Origin of the sequence: Pseudomonas sp. B392_1p (assembly GCF_052245235.1) — a bacterium.
Classification (GTDB): domain Bacteria; phylum Pseudomonadota; class Gammaproteobacteria; order Pseudomonadales; family Pseudomonadaceae; genus Serpens; species Serpens gallinarum.
On record NZ_JBQPXM010000005.1, the window covers coordinates 287,600 to 307,479 of the forward strand.

The following is a 19,880-nucleotide window of genomic DNA, read 5'->3' on the forward strand; positions in this document are numbered from 1 at the left end:
TCAAGGCATCGATATAGATTAAGATTAAATTGAATTTAAATAAGGTATCAAGCAAAATTGCCACTTTGCGCACTGCCAATCAGGAATAGCGGAAATGAGCAAGGTCAAACGTGGCGCTCGCGCGGACGGCGAAGCGACCCGCGCGCGGATCCTCGAAGCGGCCGGAGAGCTGTTTGCCTGTGCCGGCTTCGCCGAAACGACCAGCAAAGCCATCGCGACACGGGCCGGCGCTGATCTGGCCTCGATCAACTACCACTTCGGTGGCCGCGACGGCCTCTACCAGGCCGTACTGGTCGAGGCGCATCGCCGCCTGGTGGACGTCGCCACGCTGCAACGGATCGCCCAAGGCTCGCCATCGGCAAGGGACAGACTCAGACGCCTGATCGAACATCTCGTGCAGAGCATCTCGGACGACGCCGGGGACTGGCGCCTGACCGTTCTGGCCGCCGAGATCCTTGCTCCGTCCTCGCATATCCAGGTGCTGTTCCAGTCAGAAGTCCCGCAGAAGCTATCCCTGGTACTGGCCATGTTCGAGGAAATAACCGGCATTCCAGCGCAAGACCCTGCCCTGCTGCGCTGCCTGCTCAGCGTTGCGGCGCCGTGCCTGGTGCTGCTGATCGGCAGACGCGGACTCCCCGGTCCCCTGCAGGAAATCCGCCAGATGCCTCAGGAGGCCATCGTCGAACACCTGCACGAATTTGCCATGGCGGGGCTGCAAGCCATCGGCCGCAAAACCGTTCAGGCTCAGTCCGAGTGACCGCGCGCCTCGGCGGGCACGACAGCCGACGATGCCGACCGCGCAAGTCCATTGAGGAATATGTCGAGAAACGCGGCACCGATTTCGCGCAGAGTCGATTCGTACCTTATCCAGCCCAATCAGTTGTGTAGACACCGATCACGCAGAAGACCGCGGAACAGGCTGTCGACCATCGCCCGGGTGTCCTGCAACGGATCGAACAGCCCGGGGTCGCGCAACCAGTCGATGAACAGGCCGAGCAGCAGGGCATGCAGCGTGCGGGCGGCGAGCGCCGGGGTCAGGCCCGGTTGCAACAGGCCACGGCTGTGCGCCTGGACGAACAGGCGCTCGGTGAGCTCGATAAGCTGCCTGATGAAGGCATTATGGCGCTCCTCGGCCTCCCGCAACTCCTCGGTGAACTCGCAACGGTACAGCAGGATGGTGAAGATGCGCCGCTTGCGCTCGTCGCGGGCGAGATCCTCGATGACATGGACGCAATGGTCGCGCAGCGCCTGCATCGAGTCGCAGGTACTGTCGTTGGCGAGCAGCGCCGCCATGCACTCCGGCGGCAGGCGCACCTGGTTGAGCATCTCGTGAAACAGCTCGGCCTTGTTCTGGAAATGCCAGTACACCGCGCCACGGGTCACCCCCGCCTGGCGCGCGATGGCATCCAGGCTAGTGTGTGACACGCCTTTCTCCAGGAACAATATTTCGGCCGCCTGCAAAATGGCACAACGGGTCTTTTCAGCATCTTCTTTGGTACGGCGCATGGTGGCTTGATCGTTCCCTGGAGCGTGCGTTACCCCCTCGCATGAAGGAGTCGAAAGTGGGCAGTCGGTCAACGGTTTCCCAGCGCAAGCGCATTGCCCGAAGCTGCTTACCTGAGGGCAGTCGACACGCCTCAGTCCGGTCGGATACTCACGCCTACGCCCTTGATCCGGATGAACTCCTCCAGGCCCGCCTTGCCACCCTCACGGCCGAATCCCGAAATCCCCATGCCACCGAAAGGAGATGCAGCATGGAAGGCGGGAGTCGCCTGATTGACGAATACCGTGCCCGCCTGCAGGCGACGCACCATGCGCTGCGAGATGTTCAGGTCGTTGGTCTGCACGTAGGCGGCCAGGCCGTATTCGGTCGCGTTGGCGAGCGCCACGGCCTCGTCTTCGCTGCGGAACCTGAAGGCGCACAGCACCGGGCCGAACACTTCCTTCTGGGCGATGGGGCAATAGGGATCGGCCTCGGCGATCAGGGTCGGCGCGATGAAGTTGCCCTGCCCGCCTTCAACCACGCCTCCCGTGAGGAAGCGGCCGACCTTGCTCGCGCGGGCCGCATCGATCATGTCCTGTACCCGCTGGCGCGCACTGGCGTTGACCATCGGCCCCACGATCACGTTCTCGTTGAGCGGGTCGCCATAGGGCAGTTGCTCCATCGTCGCCTGCAGCGCCTCGATGAAAGGCTCATAGATGTCCTGGTGGATCACCAGGCGTGTCGGCAGCGCGCAGCCCTGGCCGCTGTTGGACAGGCCGAAAGCGGCGCAGTAGGCCGCCGTGGAGGCGATGTCCACATCGGCAAAGACCACGTTGGCCGATTTTCCGCCCAGCTCGAACACCAGCGGCTTGAGGGTGTCGGCGGCCGAACGCATGATCGCGCGAGCCCCGTCCGGCCCGCCGGTGAAGGAAATCTTGTCCACTCCGGGATGGCACACCAGCGCCGCACCCGCCGGCACGCCACCTGGCAGCACGTTGACGACGCCCGGCGGCACACCGGCCTCCAGGGCCAGCTCCACGAACAGTTGGGAACTGAACGGGGTGAACTCGGCCGGCTTGATGACCACGGTGTTGCCCGCCGCCAGCGAAGGAGGAATCTTCATCGCCAGGGACAGCATGGGCGCGTTCCAGGTAATGATGTGACCGATCACGCCGCAGGGTTCCGGCACCGTGTACTCGAAATGATCGCCAGGCGGAGTACCGGTCACCAAGCCCTCGATCTTGTCCGCCCAGCCTGCGTAGTAACGGGTCCAACTGGTGATGCGCGGTCCCATGCCGTGCAGCATCGTGCTCATCGGGATGCCGTTCTCGACCACGGCCATCTTCATGAAGCGACCCATGTTCTGCTCGACCAGATCGGCGAAGCGATCGAGGATCTGCCGCCGCCGGCCGGGCTTCATGTCGCGCCAGGCCGGAAAGGCCGCGCGCGCCGCCTTCACCGCCGCATCGACCTCGATCTCGCCGGCCAGCGGGATGTCCATCTGGAACTGGCCCGTCGCGGTATTCACATGGCTGAACGTGCCGCCGCTCCCCTGGGAAAGGGCCTGATCGCCGATCATCAGTTTGACTTTCGGTAGAGTGGCCGCAACGACCGCATGCTCGGCGGGGCTGGGTGGAATGAATATCATCGCTGCATCTACCTTATTGTTTTTATCCGGTGATCCAGTCCGGCCCTCTGTCGGAGGGCCGGTTGCCGCCCCCCCTGGGGCCACGGCTGCGTGTGGTTACTCCTGACCGGATTCGATCAAGGCATGGGCTGCCATGGGACCAATTTCCGTGACCCCACCATCGACTGGCAAGTGCACGCCGGTAATGAAACGCGCTTCATCGCTGGCCAGGTAACGCACGGCATGGGCGACATCCCAGGCGTCCCCCTCGATCCCCAGCGGCCCGACATTGCGCCGCTTCACCCTCATCTCGGCCGGCAGCAGCGACTGCGCCAGAGGAGTGAGCACATGGCCCGGCGCCACGGTGTTGGCGCGAATGCCCTGGCGCCCGTAAAGCACGGTCAGTTCGCGTGCTAACGCAGCCATGGCAGCCTTGGAAGGCCCATAGGCGATGCTGCCGTGGGCGCGGATACCGGCAATGGAGGAGATGTTGATGATCGAGCCACCGCCATTTTTGCTCATCTCGGGAACCGAGTAGCGACTCATCAGCATCGCGCTGGTCAGGTTGATGTTCAGCACCCGCGTCCAAGCGGCCTCGTCGGCTGCATCCAGCGCAACAGGCGTCGCCACGCCGACGTTGTTGACGAGGATATCGAGGCGGCCATAGCGGCTGACCGTTTCCGCCACGAAGCGGGCGCAGTCGTCACGTTGCGTGACATCGCCGGCGGCGACGAATGCCTCACCGCCCATCGCCTCGATGTGCTTGCGGGTATCTTCAGCCCGCTCGGCGTTCAGATCGACGAGGCAGACGCGCGCGCCCTCGCCTGCGAGTACGACGGCAATGGCCCGACCTATGCCGATGCCATCGCCTTCAGTGCCCGCGCCTGTAACGATGGCGACCTTGCCGGCGAGCGTTGCGTTGTAGTTTTCAGGTTGCGGCATGATTCAGCTCTCCAGCTGTAAACGGATGACCAGTAGACAGCATGACACCCGGTGCACTCCCTCAAGGGAGTGCACCGGGTGCCGCGCGCCAGTCCATTTCAGACAAGCAGGGATCAGTGAATGGTACGTACCAGCGTGGCGGACTGGCCGTCATCTGAGTTGACGAGGATCGTCTCGCCGATAGCGAAGGTCTTCGGAATGTCCACGCCCTCGCGCTTCTTGCCATCGGTGCCACGCACGTAAGTATCCGGCTTGATGGAGAAGGTTTCTTGCGCACCCGTCTGGTCATTGCGCAGGGTGACCTGCTCTTCGGTGATGCTGCTTACGGCACCGATCGAAGGCGTTTTGCCCGAAGCCTCGGTGACGCGAATATCCATCGACAGCCGGAAACGATCCTTCGAGACGTTGGTGAGGCCGCTGTGCGGCAGGTTGAGATCGAAGATCACGATATCGCCCGGCTCGAAATCAGCCCGTTTCCACCCGTCGAACGGTACCGCGTCCTTGGGGATCTGAAAGCTGGGTGGATTGTTGAGATCGTGGAGGATCGGGCCGCGGTGCGCGCCCTCTACCCAGGCACAACCGCCTACTTCATCGTCCACATAGTCGATCGGAACCCAGCAGATCTTCATTTCCAGACCGCGACTGTAGAAGCCATCCTGATGGGGATAGATAAACCGGTCGCCGGCAGCGGTGGCGGCATCGGCCGGAGGGTTGGCACGGTACTCGGCAATCGGCAGCCAGAAGGGATCATCGCCCAGCAGTTCCTTCATGGTGGCGACGATCTTCGGGTTCTGGGTCAGCATGCGATGCATGTTGCCATGATTGAACTCGCTGATTCGAGACAGCTCGGCAGCGTCGATATCCTTACCCTCAAAACCCGAGCCGTTGTAGCGGTTCTCGTTCACACCGGCGTCGATCAGACCATGGCGCTGGAGATAGTCGATCCAGCGTGCGCGCATGTCACTGATCACACCTTTGTCGAGGACGCCCTTGAAGTACCAGTAACCGTCTCGCTCCCAAGCCCTCTTGAGCGCCTCACGGTCACCGATCAGATGGTTCGCAGTTTTCAATTGGCCCATTTTGGGCTGCTCAACCGGTACGGATAGTGCATTGTTATTGTTCATATCCCGCCTCTCCTCATTAACGTCGTGGCTCAGGTAACCACTCGGGTGGTGATTCCATCCTGACACCGGAACGCTCCAGCACACAGGGGCTCTTTCAACATAATCAGGTGGCTAATTCAACATGTCGAAGGACCCATAATGTGGCAGGCACCACGCCGATCGGTCACCGGGATTCCGCCATGCGCCGTACGGACAGCAATGAGGAAACAAGGCACTTTTTTGATGCGCCCACGCTTCAGCCCAGCGCAGGGATAACGGGTAGTGATCAGCCGGGTGTTTTGGGTGCTTGTGATCGGACAGGCGTCCATGCCGCCCACATCGCAGCATTCGGCGAATCGTTTCAGGCACCAACTGGTACGCTGTACCTGATCGCCAGTCACCCTGCACCTGACATTTTCTTGCGCAGGGCCCGGCGACCGTAGCCAACGTCCCAGAACTACTTCACCAGCACGATCGGCACCGACACCTCGTGGATCACCCGGCTCGCCACCGAGCCCAGCAACAGGCCGCTGAAACTGCCCAGGCCGCGCGTCCCCATCACCACGGTGTCGCACCCCAGGCGCTTGACCGCCTCGTTGACCTGCTCGGCCACATCGCCAATCGCCGGATGCGTCAGGTAGACAATGTCGGCAGCGCGCAGTACCTCGACCGCCTTTTCGAGCACGTCAACGGTCTTGGCCAGGGCAATGCTGCTGAGCTCGTCGAACATGTTGGGCGGCATGTAGTCGCCATAGAGCGCCAGCTCCTGCTGGGCATTGAGCACGTGCACCTCCACCGCAATGCCGCTATCGCGGGCGAAATCGACCACATACTGCAAGGCACGTTTCGAGGGATCCGAACCATCAAAAGGAACCAGAATCTTGCGCATCGTAAAACCTCCACCGTCCTGTTGAAGCATGATCCAATCGCCAGATGGCGAAGCTTGTATTGACCTGGCACAAGTCTTCGTCACTTCCGTGCCGAGCAGGACAAACGAAGCCAGGGTTTGCAGCGAAACGAAACCTCCTTCGAGATGATCGAGAACCTCACCGAAGAAGACCTCGCGGCCATCGAACCGGATAGACCGCACTCCCCACCGGCAGCCCGTCAGGTGAGTGCGTTCCTGTTACGGGCACGATAGCTGCTCGGGCTGGTGCCGCTATATTCCCGGAACACCTTGCGGAAAGTGTGCACGTCGCTGTAGCCGCACAGGGTCGCGATCTGTCCGATCGAGCGGCTGGTACGCGCCAGCAGCCCCTGGGCGGACTTCATCCGCAATTGCCGGACGTACTCCTGGGGAGTGACGTTCAGGTGACGATGGAAGTGTCGCAGCAGCGTCTGCTGACTGACCGCCATCGCCTTCGCCAGGTCGGCGATGCGCACGTCCTGGGCGAAGCGCTCTTCCAGCCAGAGCTGGGCGTTGGCGGTCAGCGGGTCGTCCGCCAGGTGATCCTCCGCGGCCTGGTGCAGGCTGGTGACATCACTCAGCCAGCGCGCCAGCTCGGGCGTGGTGACGTATTCCACCAGCCGCGCCAGCAACTGCGCGTCGGCGGCCATGCCACTGCCGGTGACGACCCTGCCGTGCTCGACCACGGGCGAGCGATGGTCGATGCGGATGTTCGGGTAACGCCGGCGGAACACCGGGATCAGCGGCCTGGCGATGGTCGCCATGCCACCACTCAGCAGCCCCGCCTCGGCAAGCAGGAACACCGAGGAACCGCTGGCGGAGACGCGAGCCCCGCCCGCGTACTGCTGGTTCAGCCACTGGTACAGGGAGCCAGACTCGGCGAGCCGGGCGTCAAGCGCCGCCTCGCCGCCCACTATGAAGCCTGGCAGGTGGATCAGGTCATATTGCACGGGAGTGTCGAAGCCTCCATCGGAGGTCAGGGTGCGCCCGCCCGCCAGGCGAGCCACGCGCCCCTCGGCGGTCAGCAGGTGAACCCGGGTCTGCATCGACATGGGCTCCCGGGTGCGATACAGCTCGATCACCTGACGGCGGATCAGCTCGAACGCATCGAGGAACATGCCCAGGCTCGAGATGTAGGCGTCGGTGAGGCCGACCACTGCAAAACCCGACATGTTCACCTCTGAGACCTGTTGAATTCACCCTTGCATTATGTCGAAAACGACACCGATCGCGAACCCACATCAGGCAGTTTTCAGGCGTTTGGCCCCTTTGGAGAGGAGCGCCCGAGCACACGGCCGGTCATCGCGAGGCAGTCGAGGCGATGCTGGAAAACGCCTGGCCCGGTTCGGCGGCAAGTAGACTCGTCGGTTCCCGCATTACCGACGCCCTGTCCGGAGCACACCACCATGCTGAAACTGTTCATTGCCCCCGGCGCCTGCTCCCTGGCCCCGCACATCGCCGCGCTGGAGGCCGGGATCGAGCTGGAGATCGTCGTCACCGACTTCGCTGGCGAATACCGCGAACGCATCAATCCCAAGGGCCTGGTGCCGGCCCTGCAGATCGACGCGCACACCGTGCTGACCGAAACACCGGTCATCCTCCAGTACCTGGCCGATCTCGCGCCGCAGGCCCGGCTGCTGCCGCCGCCCGGCAGCCTGGAACGGCTGCGTGTGCTGGAGTGGCTGGCCTACATCGCCTCGGAACTGCACAAGGGCTTCGGCAACCCCAGGCATTCCGACGAGTCCGGCGAAGTGATCGCGCGCCGCCTGAGCACGCGCTTCGGCTTCGTCGACCAGGCCCTGCGCACACAGGCCTCCGGCTGGCTGGCGGCGGATTTCAGCGTGGCCGACCTGCACCTGTTCACGGTCAGCCGCTGGATTCCCCTGATCGGGCTGGATCGTGACGCCTGGCCGGCGCTATCGGCGCACTTCGCACGGGTCGCCGCGCGCGATGCGACTCGCCGCGCCCTGGCAGCAGAAGGGCTGGAGGCGTAAATCACAGGCGCTGTGCGAGCGGCCCGACTTATCTTCGCTCTCCGCTATCGTCGCGCCGCGGCGCCTCAGCTGACGAGGAAGCCACCATCAACCGCCAGCATCTGGCCAGTGATGTAACGCGCGGCGGGGCTGGCCAAAAACAGCGCCGCATTGGCGATATCCTGCACGTCGCCCATGCCGCCCAGCGGGATGCGCCCTTCTCCCAGAATCGGCCCCTTGAGTTCAATGGCCGCAGAGGCCGCACGGGCGCCAGCGGTCGGAATGCCGCCGGGCAGCACGGCATTCACCCGGATGCGATCGCCGCCGAACTCCAGGGCAGTGGTGCGGGTAAGGCTGTTCACCCCGGCCTTGCTGGCGTTGTACACCGCATTGTGGTGAACCACCGCCTGCATGGACGAGACCGAGGAGATATTGACGATCGAGCCTCCCCCGCTCGACTTCATGCCCTTGATGGCCTCGCGCAGGCACAGGAAGGTGCCGCGCAGGTTCACCGACTGCAGGCGATCCCAGAATTCGGTATCCACCTCCAGGAAGGGTTTCTTGGGAAAGATCGCGGCATTGTTCACCAGCACGTCGATGTTGCCGTAGGCGGCGGTCGCGTCCTCGAACAGGCGGATCACCTCGACCTCGCAGGACACATCAGCCGCCAGCGCCCGGGCTTGTCCGCCAGCGGCCTCGATGGATTCGGCCACAGCGCGCGCGGCAGCGAGATCAATGTCAGCGACGATGACGCGGGCGCCCGCCTCGGCGAAGGTTTCGGCGATACAGCGACCGATACCCGACCCGCCGCCGGTCACGATGGCGGACAGCTCGTCCAGACGAAACGCATTTTGCTTGGCCATTTCCAGATCCTTGTTCAGAGACAGCATGGATGCAGGCGGAGGCTCCCGCTATTCCAGTCTGCCGGGGTGTGACAGCACTTTCCTCATCGTTCAGAATTTACAACGACGTTCCAAATACAATACAGACGCCACCCGCAGTACCGCAAGAATGCACCCCAGGGCAATCGCATGAGGAGAACACCTCTCATCCACGTCGCAAGGACATCACGCAGGCTGGTCTTTCTCCCCTCTCCCATTTATGGGATAGGGGCCGGGGGAGAGGGTTTTGCCCCTTTTACCCTCCCCCCCAGCCCTCTCCAGCAAGCGGGAGAGGGGGCTAAAACGCGTGCAGTCACAAAGATCGGTGCATGCAGGTCATGCATGAATAAGAATTATTCATCTCATGCGTTTGCCCTGGAATGCACCCGTGATCGACACTGGCCTGGCATTGCTCACTCCCGCCGCTCAATTCAACCTCCGAGCGTCTGGTAGCGAGAAGGATTCGCCCCGGTCCATGCCTTGAAGGCGCGGCGGAAATTGTGAACATTGCTGAAGCCCACGCGGTAGCTGATTTCCTTGGCGCTCAGGCGGGTCTGGCTCAAGAAGCGTATCGCCAGATCCTTGCGGATACTGTCGAGGATCCCTTGGTAAGTCTCCCCCTCCGCCTTCAGCTTGCGCTTCAAGCTGGCCGGGCTCAGCGACATGATCGCGCTCATTTCCGTCAGCGTCGGGTAGTGGCCAGGATTCAGGATCAGATGCCGTTTGATGGCGACACCAACGCTGGTGCAGTTGCTGGCTGCGCCGAGCAACTGGACGCATTGGGCTTCGAGCAGGCCGCTGATTTCCGCTGCGGAGAACGCCAGAGGGAGATCCAGATACTTGGCGTCGACCGCCAGGCAGTTCTGCTTCTGGTTGAAGCGAACCGGGCAGCGGAAAATGTCCCGGTACATCTTTGCGTAATGCGGCTCGGGGTAGACGAGATCAAGGCGCTTGTACGGAATATCTACCCCAGTATACGACTGCTGTGCCGTCTTGACCCGCGCGTACATCTCCTCGACCAGAAAGGTTTGCACATCTTCCATGCCGCCTACTGCGGAGAACTTGAGGTGCCACTCGCCGTTCTCCACCGTATCGGAATACCGCGTGAAATCGTTGACCAGGGTCTTATAGGTCTTGCTGAACTCATTCATGCCCCGGAGTGTGGCGCTGCATAACGCGGCGTAACCCGGCAGGCCTTCACCAAGCACTTTTACCTCAAGCCCTATCCGGATACCGATACCCGGTGGAGACAGATCGATAATGCGGCGTAGCAACGCGCGATATTGGCTGGCCGAAGGCATGTATCCAGCGTTTCCGACATCGCTGGGTGCAATGCCGGTTCCGTCGAGAAGGGAATCGACGGCGATCCCTCTGGCCTCCATCCGCTTGAGCAGGTAATCGAGCTTTTGCATGGCAAACCGACCTCCCGTGCCGACATACCCCCATATGGTATGGCATTTGATCCCGTTTGATATAGGCGCCGTTGCCAATACAGAACGACATTCAGCCCACAGAACTGCACCTCACCACTTGAAACCCTAGTTCCCCCCTCCCTCCTCTCAGACCAACAGTGACCCATTCGGACGCGGGGCACAGCTTCGCCATGTCCGCCACGAAGGCCTCGCGAGCTAATCGGATATACCATTGAGCCAAATTGATATAGGTCTGTCGATTGACCGCCACACCCCGCTGTTACCATCGAAACACAGGCTGTGTGGACATGGATCAGCCGTAAATAGCGAGGTCAATGGTAGTTACCCGAGACACGGCAAAGCCCGAATCAGCCACTGCATGGAAGGGTTTTTTCGTAACTGGCGGCGTGCTCAAGGGGTTGAGTGAAGTGATTTCTCGAAAATAAAGATAACAGGAGAGAACAATGAACAATGCGGAACAGCGAGCCCGCGACGCTGGCCTGTCGGTGGTCGACTGGGATCTCGAACTGGACGAGAAGTTTCGGCGCCAGTTGCCCTCTGCCAGTGCCGGGCAGGCCATGCACGAATACTCCCGCGACAAAGGCATGTTTTACAGTAGCGCCGCGCGCGGCTTCTTCGTCGTCACCTCCCATGCCATGGTTAGCGAGGCGCTAAAGGACTGGGAGTTATTCTCAAGCCTTGGCGGAACGTTCCTCTACCTGCGTGAGGCTCCGGCACACCGGCCACTGCCGATGCAGATGGATCCGCCCGATCACACCAAAGTCCGCGCGCTACTTGCGCCCTTCTTCACCCCCCAACGGGTACAGGGCAGGTTCAAGGAAGAAGCCGTTGCGCTGGCACGCGGAATCATCGAGCGCGTCGCCACGCTTGGCTCTTGCGATGCGATAAGCGACCTGGTCGAGCCGATTGCCACGGCGATCACGCTCAACAACATGGGGGTTTCGCCTGCGCTTGCCGGCGAGCTCATCAAAGCCGTCAAGGCACGCTCAGCCCCCAGCACGGTGGGGCAGGACAAGAAAACCTACGAGCAAGGCGTTCTCATCATCCGCGATGTGTTTCTCGACATCCTGGCCAAGCGCCGCGTTGAGCGCGCCGACGATATCCCCTCGGCACTGCTGGATGCCCGGATCGACGGCGAACCGCTGGCCGATGACGTCATTCTCAATCTCTGCTGTACGGCATTCGCCGCAGGTGTGCACACCACCAGCACACAGATGGGGTTCACCTTTTATTACCTGGCGAGCAAGCCCGAGCTGCGCCGCCAGATCATCGAAAGTCCCGCCTGCATACCGACGGCGATCGACGAGTTCATGCGCTACGAATCCTCCGCGGTCATGGGTGGGCGAACCGTCACGCGCCCAACAATGTTCCACGGCGTACAGCTGGAAGCAGGCGACCGCGTCATGCTGCTGAACCTGGCAGCCAACCGTGATCCTGAAGTATTCGAGAACCCCGATCATATCGACTTCAACCGCAAGCCCAACCCGCATCTGTCATTTGGCGGTGGGCCGCATCGCTGCATTGGCTCGTTTCAGGGCCGCATGATCATGCAGACCGTGCTTGAAGAGTGGCATCGGGCGATTCCCGAGTATTCGCTGGGCGATATGAGCAACGTGACCTACGAGATGGCCGTCACCGGCCGCATGAGCGCCGTACCGCTCGAATTCACAGCCCGCCCCATTCAGTAACAGGAGACACACAATGCCAGCGTTGGAACTGACTTTCGACTTGCGCCTGCCCTCTTGGGCGAAAACCAAACGTACCGACCTCTATAACGCCGCGCTCGATATTGCCCAATGGGCGGATGAACGCGGCTTCCAGGCCACCTCGATCGGCGAGCACCACACCACCGACGACGGTTACCTGCCCTCGCCCGTCATGCTGGCCATGGCGATTGCGGGGCGCACCAAGAATCTGCAACTACGCATGATCATCCTCGCACCCTTCTACAACCCGGTGAGGCTGGCCGAGGATCTGCATGTGCTGGAGGTAATGAGTGGCGGACGTGCGCTGCCGGTCATCAGCGGCGGTTATCGCCCGGCCGAGTTCGACATGTATGGCCTCCGCCTCCAGGATCGCCTGAATATCATGGAAGAGACGGTGGAGTTCCTCAAGAACGCCGGCACCGGCGAACCCTTCATGTACCGTGGCCGCGAAATCGATTGCGTGTCCCCGGTACCGGACGAGCCCATGCGTGTGCTGATGGGTGCCAGTTTCGAAAAAGTGCTGCGCCGCGCCGCGCACACTCAGGCAGACGGCGTTCGCCCCTCCGAGTACAGACTCGCCGAATTCTACCGAGACGAGCTGAAGAAACTGGGCAAACCCGACCCGGGCCCTTACCCCACCTACGGACCGACCTACCTGCATGTGACGCATGATCCGGAAAAAGCCTGGGAGCAGGTCGGCCGGCATGTACTGCACTGGACCCAGTCTTACGCGCAGTACTCCGCCCAGCGCAACAAAACGGGCCAGATGTCGACGGCCTACGAGGCAGGCGACACCGTTGAAAGCCTGAAGTCGAACCCGAACTTCCAGATCGTCACGCCTGAACAGTGCCTGGAATACGCCAAGACCTACGGGCCAAACGACATCCTGCGTATTGCTCCGCTCGCGGGCGGCATCGACCCCAAGGTCGCCTGGGAGAACCTCCATCTGTTCGAGAAGGAAGTTCTACCGCACCTCGATGTCACCTTCAACCCGCGCCTCGTCTACTGACCACGGAGCTGAAAACTGCCTGCACGCCAGCCGCGCTGCCCGTGCAGGCCCACCGCCAGCGATAAAGCCTTGTGCAGCATCGCCCCGCGCAACGCCGCGCAGGCGCGAAGCAGAAAGCCGGAAAATTGTGCGTTGCAGAACAATAACAAGCAGGAGCAACACGAAAATGAGGCGTTTCGAAGAAAAGGTAGTAGTGGTGATCGGCTCGGCGACAGGCCTTGGCCGGGCCATGGCCGAAGGCTTTGCGCGCGAGGGTGCCCAACTGGTACTGGCCGATGTCGACGCGAACAAAGTCAAGGAGACGCTTCAGCACGTAGAAAGCCTCGGCGCCCAGGCAATCGCCATCAAAACGGACGTCATGAAGCGCGAGGATCTCGTCGCACTGACCGAAGGCACCCTCAAGCACTTCGGCCGTGTCGATATCGTCTGCAGCAACGCAGGCGTCGGCGAGTACTCATGCTCCGCCTGGGAAAAGAGTGATAACGACCTGGACTGGGTAATGGGTGTCAACCTGTACGGTACGGCCTATGCCGTGTCGGCCTTTATCCCCGTCATGCTGAAGCAGGGCCATGGCCATTTCGTCGCCACAGGCTCCAACACATCGCTGCAGCCGATCCCCTCGATGGCCGTCTACGCCGCCAGCAAGCGCGCGATGCTGGGCTACTGCGAAACCCTGCAATACGACCTCTGGAATGCAGAGTCAGAGGTCAAGGTATCGGTGATCTGCCCCAACAAGGTGATCACCGACATGCCCGACAGTGCGCGCAATCGCCCGCAGAACCTCGCAGGCAGAACACCGACCGCGGAAGAAGTTGCACGCAAGACCGCCTTCCTCGCCGCGGGCGGCCACACCCCGGACGAGGCAGCAGAGATCGTGCTGGACGGCGTCGCCGAGCAGCGCTTTTACATTCTCACCAACTCGGTGGATGCCGATCAGGCGCAGGCGTGGGCAGCCGGGGTGCGTGACGGACAGCTGGTGCGCCCCAACTTTGCCCCGCCAAAGCTCGGCCGTTGATGCGCGGGCTTACACCACGGGTTCAGACAGTTCGGAGCATATGAAACATGGCAAACAAACCCACACTCGCCGTCCTCGGTGGCACCGGCGCCCTCGGTTCCGGGCTGGCGCTGCGCTGGATTCAGGCTGGCTACAAGGTCATCGTCGGTTCGCGCGAACGCGAAAAGGCGACCGCTGCCTGCGCCGAAATGCGTAGCCTTCTGAGCGAGCGCGGCGCTGACGCGGCGCTGCTGTCCGACCTCGACAATGTCGAGGCGGCGGCCGCTGCCGACATCGTTGTGCTCACCGTCCCGTTCAGCCACCAGCAGAGCACGCTGGCCGCCGTAAAGGAGCAACTGAGCGGCAAGATTCTGGTCGACGTGACGGTGCCATTGATGCCGCCCAAGGTCGGCACAGTACAACTGCCCACCGCTGGTTCCGCCGGGCAGGCCGCGCAAGCCTTTCTCGGTGACGACGTACGCGTCGTCTCGGCCTTCCAGAATGTCGCGGCCGATCATCTCCAGTCGGATCACGCGCTGGACTGCGATGTGCTGGTTTGCGGCAACGATGCAGAGGCTCGTGCAGCGGTCGTCCAGTTGGTCGAAGCCTGCGGTATGCGAGGTTTCCAGGCCGGCCCAATCAACAACGCGGCAGCTGCCGAAGCCCTGACCTCGGTGTTGATTACCATCAACCGACAGTTCAAGTGCCACGCTGGCATACGCATCAGCGGCCTGTAGAAGCGAGTCGGGCCATGACTACGCAACTGACTTTGACTGCCCTGCCCGGCATTCCTTTGGTGGAACCGGGCGACGATCTGCCAACGATCATCCTCGACGCCTACGCACGAGCGGACTTAACGCCGGCTGACAGCGATGTGCTGGTCGTTGCCCAGAAGGTCGTCTCCAAGGCCGAGAATCGCTATGCACACCTCGGCAACATCGAGCCATCAGCGGCAGCATTGGAGCTTGCCGAACGCAGCCGTACGGACCCGCGTCTGAGCGAGCTGATTCTGCGCGAATCACGCGAAGTGCTGCGCCAGAGGCCCGGCGTCATCATCGTCGAGCACCAGCTCGGCTACGTGCACGCCAATGCCGGCATCGACCGTTCCAACATCGTCTCCGACGACGACCAGGATCCACGGGTGCTGCTGTTACCCGCCGACCCCGACGCCTCGGCCCGCAGGCTGCGCGACAGCCTGCGCGAGCGCTGCGCCGTCGAGCTGGCCATCATCATCAACGACTCCGCCGGCAGGGCCTGGCGCAATGGCGTGATCGGCTTTGCCATCGGCTGCGCGGGCATCGAGCCATTGCGCGACATGATCGGCCAGCCCGACATGTTCGGGCGCGGGCTAGAACGCACGCAGATTGCCGTTGCCGACGAATTGGCGGCAGCCGGCTCCCTGCTGATGGGCCAGGCCAGCGAAGCGACACCGGTGGTACTGGCGCGCGGAGTTCGCTTCCGTACCAGCGAGGTTGGCAGCACGCCATTGCTGCGGGCCAGGCATGAGGATCTGTTCCGATGAGCATTCGCTATATCGCCTTTTCCGGTGGCGTCGGCGGTGCCAAGCTCGCCCTCGGCCTGGCGTGCGTGGTGCCACCCGAGGAGCTGTTGATCGTCTGCAACACCGGGGACGATTTCGACCACCTCGGCCTGCGTATCTGCCCTGACCTCGACACCGTGACCTACACGCTCGCCGGGCGTGCTGACAAAGTGCAGGGCTGGGGTATCGAAGGCGAAACCTGGAGCTGCCTGGAATCGCTTGACGTGCTTGGCGGCCCCAACTGGTTTCGCCTCGGCGACCGCGATCTGGCCACTCACCTCTACCGCAGTCAACGCCTGCGCGAAGGCGCCGGACTCGGTGAAGTCACCGCCGAGCTATGCCATGCCTTTGGCATCGCTTCGCGCATCGTACCGGTGTCCGACGAGCCGACGGCCACCATGGTCGCGACGCCTGAGGGCGAGCTGCCGTTTCAGGACTATTTCGTCCGACTGCGCTGCGCGCCACAGGTGAGCGGCTTCCGTTTCGCCGGCGCAGAGCATGCACGCATCCATCCGCAGCTGGCTGCGGCGCTGGCGTCGCCCGCGCTGCAGGGCGTGATCTTCTGCCCGTCCAACCCCTTCGTCAGCATCGGCCCGATGCTGGCCATCCCCGGCATGCGCGACGCGCTCAAGGCAACGGGCAAGCCGGTCATCGCCGTGTCACCGATCATTGGTGGCCAGGCAGTGAAAGGGCCAGCCGCCAAGATGATGGCCGAACTGGGCATGCCGAGCACGGCACTTGCCGTCGCCCGACACTATCAGGGCGTTATCGACGCGCTGGTGGTCGATGAGGTGGACCGGCAAGCCGTCAGCGCGATCCGCGACCTCGGCATGGCCTGCGAGGCGACGGCAACGCTGATGCACAACGACGACGACAAAGTGCAACTCGCCAGAATGATCATGGAGTACGCCGATGCCCTCGCACGCTGATTTCATCTGGGCAGTCGTCCCGGTCAAGAATTTCTCTGCAGCCAAGAGCCGGCTGGGCACATGCCTTGGCTCCAGCCAGCGGGCGCGACTTGCCTGGGCAATGGCCGCAGACGTCATCACCGCACTCAAGGCATCGAACGCGGCGGATCGTCTGTACATGCTGTCGGATTCAAGCGACACCTGCGGGCTTGCCGCAGCCCTCGACATTACCTGGCTGGACGAGGCCAGCGTCACTGCGCTGCCCGGGCTCAACGCCGGCATCGCTGGCGTCGCCCGTCTCGCCGCACGCGACGGCGCCACGGCACTGCTGGTGATCCATGCCGACATGCCGCTGCTGACCGCAGACGACATCCGCCTCGTGGTATCGACCTGGCAAGCGCTCGACGGCGACCAGCGCGTGGTCATGGTGCGCTCCAATGACGGCGGCACCAACCTGCTGCTCGCTGAACACCCGCAAGCCTTCACCTACCACTACGGTCCGGACAGCCATGCCCGCCACAGCCGCGAATGCATACGCCGCCACTGCGCCAACACCACCATCAAGCTGAGCAGCACGGCGCTCGACGTCGACAGCGTCGATGACTTCCACAGCCTGGCGCGGGCCGCGCGAGACGGCCGCTGCGGCGCCCACACGACCGCGCTGCTCAGGGAAATCCTGCCGGCAACGCTGCTTTGCGACGCATCCACTTACCAGGAGATCGCCTCGTGACCGATAACGATAACAAGCTGAATCCGAGCGACATCGTCCGCTACGCCGTCGCGGGCCACCTGCCCAGCGCAGACCAGGCACTGGCCCTGGCCGATTGCACCGACATGCCGATGCTGCTGGCCGCTGCGAGCGAGATTCGCGATCATGGCAGCCACAACCTCGTGACCTACTCGCGCAAAGTCTTCCTGCCGCTCACACGGCTGTGCCGCGATGTGTGCCATTACTGCACCTTCTCGCGCCAGTCGCCCTCCGTGGAAACGGCTTACCTGACCCTGGAACAGGTGCTGGAAACCGCCCGCGCGGGCGCCAGAATGGGCTGCAAGGAGGCGCTGATAACCCTCGGCGAGAAGCCCGAGCTGCGCTACCGCGCCGCTCGCCAGGCGCTCGACAAGATGGGTTTCGCTACCACCATCGACTATGTCGTGCACATCGCCGCTGCGGTATTCCGGGAAACGGGTCTGCTGCCGCACGTCAACGCCGGCTGCCTCACCGAGGACGAGGTGGCCAAGCTGCGCGCCGTTTCGCCGTCGATGGGCATCATGCTCGAATCGGCCTCGGAGCGCCTGTGCCAACGCGGCGGCCCGCATTTCGGCAGCCCCGACAAATTGCCCGCACCGCGCCTGGCCACGCTGGAAGCAGCCGGCCGGCTCAATGTGCCCATGACCTCCGGCATCCTGATCGGCATCGGTGAAACCCGCCGCGAGCGGATCGAAGCCCTGCTCGCCCTGCGCGAGGTACACGAGCGCCACGGCAACCTGCAGGAAGTCATCGTGCAGAACTTCCGCGCCAAATGCGGTACGCCGATGACCAAGGCGCCCGAGCCGAGCCTCGACGAGCTGCGCTGGAGCATTGCACTCGCACGCATCCTGTTCGGCCCGGAGATGGGCATCCAGGCACCGCCAAACCTTTCCGCCGGTGGGTTTGGCACCCTGATCGACGCAGGCATCAATGACTGGGGTGGCGTGTCGCCGCTGACGCCCGACTTCGTCAATCCCGAAGCGCCCTGGCCACACCTGGACAAGCTGGAGCAGGAAACCAACGCCGCCGGCAAACATCTTCAGGAGCGCCTGACCATCTACCCGCGTTACGCAGTGGCAAACAGCCGCTGGGTTGATCCGGGCTTGCGCAGCGCAGTGTTGCGAGGCATGGACACAGAAGGCTACCCGCGCACCGACAACTGGCTTGCCGGCGATGTGCAGCCACCGCCCGCCGCCGACCTCGCGTTGCTGCAAGACACCGATGCCAGTCACGTCAGCCCGGATGTCGAGCACATCATCCAGCGCGTACTGCAGGGCGCGGCCCTCGGCGAACAGGACGTCACCCGCCTGTTCCAGGCCCGTGGCACGGACTTCGCTCACGTCTGCCGCGCGGCAGATCGCCTGCGCAATGCGCAATGCGGCGATGTCGTCAGCTACGTCGTCACCCGCAACATCAACTACACCAACATCTGCTACTTCCACTGCGGCTTCTGCGCGTTCTCGAAAGGCCAGCGCAGCCATCGAGGCGCCGCCTACGACTTGGGCGCCGAGGAAATCGGCAAGCGCGTGGACGAGGCCTGGGCACGCGGCGCGACGGAGGTCTGCCTGCAAGGCGGCATCCACCCGGCCTACACCGGCGAAACCTACCTGTCCATCATCAACTCGGTCAAAAAGGCGGCGCCCGGCATGCACGTGCACGCCTTCTCGCCCCTGGAAATCTGGCAGGGCGCACAGACTCTCGGCCTGTCGCTCGACGAATACCTCGCGCGCCTTAAGGACGCTGGCCTGGGCAGCCTGCCGGGCACTGCCGCGGAAGTGCTCGATGATGAAGTCCGCGCCGTACTCTGCCCAGACAAGCTCAACACCCAAGAGTGGCTCGAGGTGATGTACGCCGCCCACGGGGTCGGCCTCAAGACTACGGCGACCATCATGTTCGGTCATGTCGAGCGCATCGAGCACTGGTCGCGTCACCTGCTGCGCCTGCGTGAGCTCGCCTCGAGCACCGGCGGTATCACCGAATTCGTGCCGCTCGCCTTCGTTCACATGGAGGCACCGATTTATCGCAAGGGCAAAGCGCGCAAGGGGCCCACCTTCCGCGAAGCGATCCTGATGCACGCCGTCGGCCGCCTGGTGCTGCACCCCTTTGTCAAAAACGTCCAGGCCTCCTGGGTCAAGATGGGCCTCTCAGGCATTCAGGCCGCACTGCATGCCGGCGCCAACGACGCCGGTGGCACCTTGATGAACGAATCGATCACGTCCAGCGCCGGAGCCAAGCATGGCCAGGAAATGACACCCGATGCCTTGACCAGCCTGATCGAAGCCAGTGGCCGCGTGCCGCGCCAGCGCACCACGCTCTACGGTTCACCGACCAGAGAGTGCCATCAAGACCGACAAGCGATACCCGCCTTGTAACGAACTCATCCCATCCACATAGAGGTTTTCGCCACCCAGCAAACAGACATGTCATGCACTTCGATGAAAACAAGAACAAAACCAGAGGGCATATAAATGCAGAGAAAAATAACCACCTTGCGTACCCCGCTGTCAGCACCCTTCATGATCGCCAGCCTTTGCCTGGCCATCGGGGCGGCCAATCAGGCGCACGCCTTCAGCATCGACAGCGGCAACCCCGACCTCACCATGAGTCTGGACACCACCGTTCGCTA

General features: G+C 62.8%; 18 protein-coding genes. 10 read left to right on the forward strand and 8 right to left on the reverse strand.

Annotation, left to right across the window (positions count from 1 at the left end; translation table 11 throughout):
- The first annotated feature begins 94 nt into the window (after positions 1-94).
- Positions 95-757 carry a TetR/AcrR family transcriptional regulator gene (locus ACTV8E_RS09990; protein ID WP_443199404.1) on the forward strand — a complete coding sequence of 221 codons (663 nt, stop codon included), beginning with the start codon at positions 95-97 and terminating at the stop codon, positions 755-757.
- A gap of 119 nt (positions 758-876) precedes the next feature.
- On the opposite strand, the gene ACTV8E_RS09995 is transcribed toward ACTV8E_RS09990, so the two are convergent.
- The 6 genes from ACTV8E_RS09995 to ACTV8E_RS10020 form a co-directional block, all read right to left on the reverse strand.
- Entirely contained in the window at positions 877-1,506 is a 630-nt protein-coding gene (locus tag ACTV8E_RS09995; protein WP_443199405.1) for a TetR family transcriptional regulator, read from the reverse strand.
- 131 nt (positions 1,507-1,637) lie between these two features.
- Positions 1,638-3,062: an aldehyde dehydrogenase family protein gene (locus tag ACTV8E_RS10000; protein ID WP_443199406.1), complete on the reverse strand. Its 1,425-nt coding sequence runs from the start codon at positions 3,060-3,062 to the stop codon at positions 1,638-1,640.
- A gap of 165 nt (positions 3,063-3,227) precedes the next feature.
- A complete protein-coding gene (locus tag ACTV8E_RS10005) occupies positions 3,228-4,052 on the reverse strand; it encodes an SDR family NAD(P)-dependent oxidoreductase (RefSeq protein WP_443199407.1) in 825 nt (274 codons plus the stop codon).
- A gap of 113 nt (positions 4,053-4,165) precedes the next feature.
- Positions 4,166-5,176, reverse strand: coding sequence for a phytanoyl-CoA dioxygenase family protein (locus ACTV8E_RS10010; protein WP_443199408.1), 1,011 nt, complete (start codon positions 5,174-5,176; stop codon positions 4,166-4,168).
- 436 nt (positions 5,177-5,612) lie between these two features.
- On the reverse strand, positions 5,613-6,044 hold the full coding sequence (locus tag ACTV8E_RS10015; protein WP_443199409.1) for a universal stress protein: 432 nt from the start codon (positions 6,042-6,044) through the stop codon (positions 5,613-5,615).
- A gap of 218 nt (positions 6,045-6,262) precedes the next feature.
- Positions 6,263-7,234 carry a GlxA family transcriptional regulator gene (locus ACTV8E_RS10020; RefSeq protein WP_443199410.1) on the reverse strand — a complete coding sequence of 324 codons (972 nt, stop codon included), beginning with the start codon at positions 7,232-7,234 and terminating at the stop codon, positions 6,263-6,265.
- A 234-nt stretch (positions 7,235-7,468) separates the two neighbouring features.
- Between ACTV8E_RS10020 and ACTV8E_RS10025 the strand changes: the two genes are divergently transcribed.
- A complete protein-coding gene (locus ACTV8E_RS10025; protein WP_443199411.1) occupies positions 7,469-8,056 on the forward strand; it encodes a glutathione S-transferase N-terminal domain-containing protein in 588 nt (195 codons plus the stop codon).
- A gap of 65 nt (positions 8,057-8,121) precedes the next feature.
- Here the strand turns inward: ACTV8E_RS10025 and ACTV8E_RS10030 are convergent, their stop codons facing one another.
- A complete protein-coding gene (locus ACTV8E_RS10030; protein ID WP_443199412.1) occupies positions 8,122-8,898 on the reverse strand; it encodes an SDR family NAD(P)-dependent oxidoreductase in 777 nt (258 codons plus the stop codon).
- Positions 8,899-9,347: 449 nt separating this feature from the next.
- On the reverse strand, positions 9,348-10,328 hold the full coding sequence (locus ACTV8E_RS10035) for an AraC family transcriptional regulator (protein ID WP_443199413.1): 981 nt from the start codon (positions 10,326-10,328) through the stop codon (positions 9,348-9,350).
- A 464-nt stretch (positions 10,329-10,792) separates the two neighbouring features.
- On the opposite strand from ACTV8E_RS10035, the gene ACTV8E_RS10040 reads away from it, so the two are divergent.
- The 8 genes from ACTV8E_RS10040 (at position 10,793) to cofH (ending at position 19,626) form a co-directional block, all read left to right on the forward strand.
- On the forward strand, positions 10,793-12,037 hold the full coding sequence (locus ACTV8E_RS10040; protein ID WP_443199414.1) for a cytochrome P450: 1,245 nt from the start codon (positions 10,793-10,795) through the stop codon (positions 12,035-12,037).
- Between the two features lie 13 nt (positions 12,038-12,050).
- A complete protein-coding gene (locus ACTV8E_RS10045; protein WP_443199415.1) occupies positions 12,051-13,064 on the forward strand; it encodes an LLM class flavin-dependent oxidoreductase in 1,014 nt (337 codons plus the stop codon).
- A 166-nt stretch (positions 13,065-13,230) separates the two neighbouring features.
- Positions 13,231-14,079, forward strand: coding sequence for an SDR family NAD(P)-dependent oxidoreductase (locus ACTV8E_RS10050; protein WP_443199416.1), 849 nt, complete (start codon positions 13,231-13,233; stop codon positions 14,077-14,079).
- A 47-nt stretch (positions 14,080-14,126) separates the two neighbouring features.
- The gene (gene npdG / locus ACTV8E_RS10055) at positions 14,127-14,795 is read left to right on the forward strand and encodes an NADPH-dependent F420 reductase (RefSeq protein ID WP_443199417.1); all 669 of its coding nucleotides are present in this window, start codon (positions 14,127-14,129) and stop codon (positions 14,793-14,795) included.
- A 14-nt stretch (positions 14,796-14,809) separates the two neighbouring features.
- The gene (cofE, locus tag ACTV8E_RS10060; RefSeq protein WP_443199418.1) at positions 14,810-15,580 is read left to right on the forward strand and encodes a coenzyme F420-0:L-glutamate ligase; all 771 of its coding nucleotides are present in this window, start codon (positions 14,810-14,812) and stop codon (positions 15,578-15,580) included.
- Positions 15,577-16,527: a 2-phospho-L-lactate transferase gene (gene cofD, locus ACTV8E_RS10065; RefSeq protein WP_443199419.1), complete on the forward strand. Its 951-nt coding sequence runs from the start codon at positions 15,577-15,579 to the stop codon at positions 16,525-16,527. Before cofE ends, cofD begins: the two co-directional genes overlap by 4 nt.
- Positions 16,511-17,236, forward strand: coding sequence for a 2-phospho-L-lactate guanylyltransferase (cofC, locus tag ACTV8E_RS10070; protein ID WP_443199420.1), 726 nt, complete (start codon positions 16,511-16,513; stop codon positions 17,234-17,236). The genes cofD and cofC overlap by 17 nt, the downstream gene beginning before the upstream one ends.
- Positions 17,233-19,626 (forward strand): 5-amino-6-(D-ribitylamino)uracil--L-tyrosine 4-hydroxyphenyl transferase CofH, encoded by a 2,394-nt coding sequence (gene cofH, locus ACTV8E_RS10075; RefSeq protein ID WP_443199421.1) that lies wholly within the window; start codon positions 17,233-17,235, stop codon positions 19,624-19,626. Before cofC ends, cofH begins: the two co-directional genes overlap by 4 nt.
- The last annotated feature ends 254 nt before the right edge of the window (positions 19,627-19,880 follow it).

Bases quoted from the DNA above. Each gene is read 5' to 3' on its own strand.
- ACTV8E_RS09990 (WP_443199404.1), top strand. From the start codon at position 95: ATGAGCAAGGTCAAACGTGGCGCTCGCGCGGACGGCGAAGCGACCCGC.
- ACTV8E_RS09995 (WP_443199405.1), bottom strand. From the start codon at position 1,506: ATGCGCCGTACCAAAGAAGATGCTGAAAAGACCCGTTGTGCCATTTTG.
- ACTV8E_RS10000 (WP_443199406.1), bottom strand. From the start codon at position 3,062: ATGATCGGCGATCAGGCCCTTTCCCAGGGGAGCGGCGGCACGTTCAGC.
- ACTV8E_RS10005 (WP_443199407.1), bottom strand. From the start codon at position 4,052: ATGCCGCAACCTGAAAACTACAACGCAACGCTCGCCGGCAAGGTCGCC.
- ACTV8E_RS10010 (WP_443199408.1), bottom strand. From the start codon at position 5,176: ATGAACAATAACAATGCACTATCCGTACCGGTTGAGCAGCCCAAAATG.
- ACTV8E_RS10015 (WP_443199409.1), bottom strand. From the start codon at position 6,044: ATGCGCAAGATTCTGGTTCCTTTTGATGGTTCGGATCCCTCGAAACGT.
- ACTV8E_RS10020 (WP_443199410.1), bottom strand. From the start codon at position 7,234: ATGTCGGGTTTTGCAGTGGTCGGCCTCACCGACGCCTACATCTCGAGC.
- ACTV8E_RS10025 (WP_443199411.1), top strand. From the start codon at position 7,469: ATGCTGAAACTGTTCATTGCCCCCGGCGCCTGCTCCCTGGCCCCGCAC.
- ACTV8E_RS10030 (WP_443199412.1), bottom strand. From the start codon at position 8,898: ATGGCCAAGCAAAATGCGTTTCGTCTGGACGAGCTGTCCGCCATCGTG.
- ACTV8E_RS10035 (WP_443199413.1), bottom strand. From the start codon at position 10,328: ATGCAAAAGCTCGATTACCTGCTCAAGCGGATGGAGGCCAGAGGGATC.
- ACTV8E_RS10040 (WP_443199414.1), top strand. From the start codon at position 10,793: ATGAACAATGCGGAACAGCGAGCCCGCGACGCTGGCCTGTCGGTGGTC.
- ACTV8E_RS10045 (WP_443199415.1), top strand. From the start codon at position 12,051: ATGCCAGCGTTGGAACTGACTTTCGACTTGCGCCTGCCCTCTTGGGCG.
- ACTV8E_RS10050 (WP_443199416.1), top strand. From the start codon at position 13,231: ATGAGGCGTTTCGAAGAAAAGGTAGTAGTGGTGATCGGCTCGGCGACA.
- npdG (WP_443199417.1), top strand. From the start codon at position 14,127: ATGGCAAACAAACCCACACTCGCCGTCCTCGGTGGCACCGGCGCCCTC.
- cofE (WP_443199418.1), top strand. From the start codon at position 14,810: ATGACTACGCAACTGACTTTGACTGCCCTGCCCGGCATTCCTTTGGTG.
- cofD (WP_443199419.1), top strand. From the start codon at position 15,577: ATGAGCATTCGCTATATCGCCTTTTCCGGTGGCGTCGGCGGTGCCAAG.
- cofC (WP_443199420.1), top strand. From the start codon at position 16,511: ATGCCCTCGCACGCTGATTTCATCTGGGCAGTCGTCCCGGTCAAGAAT.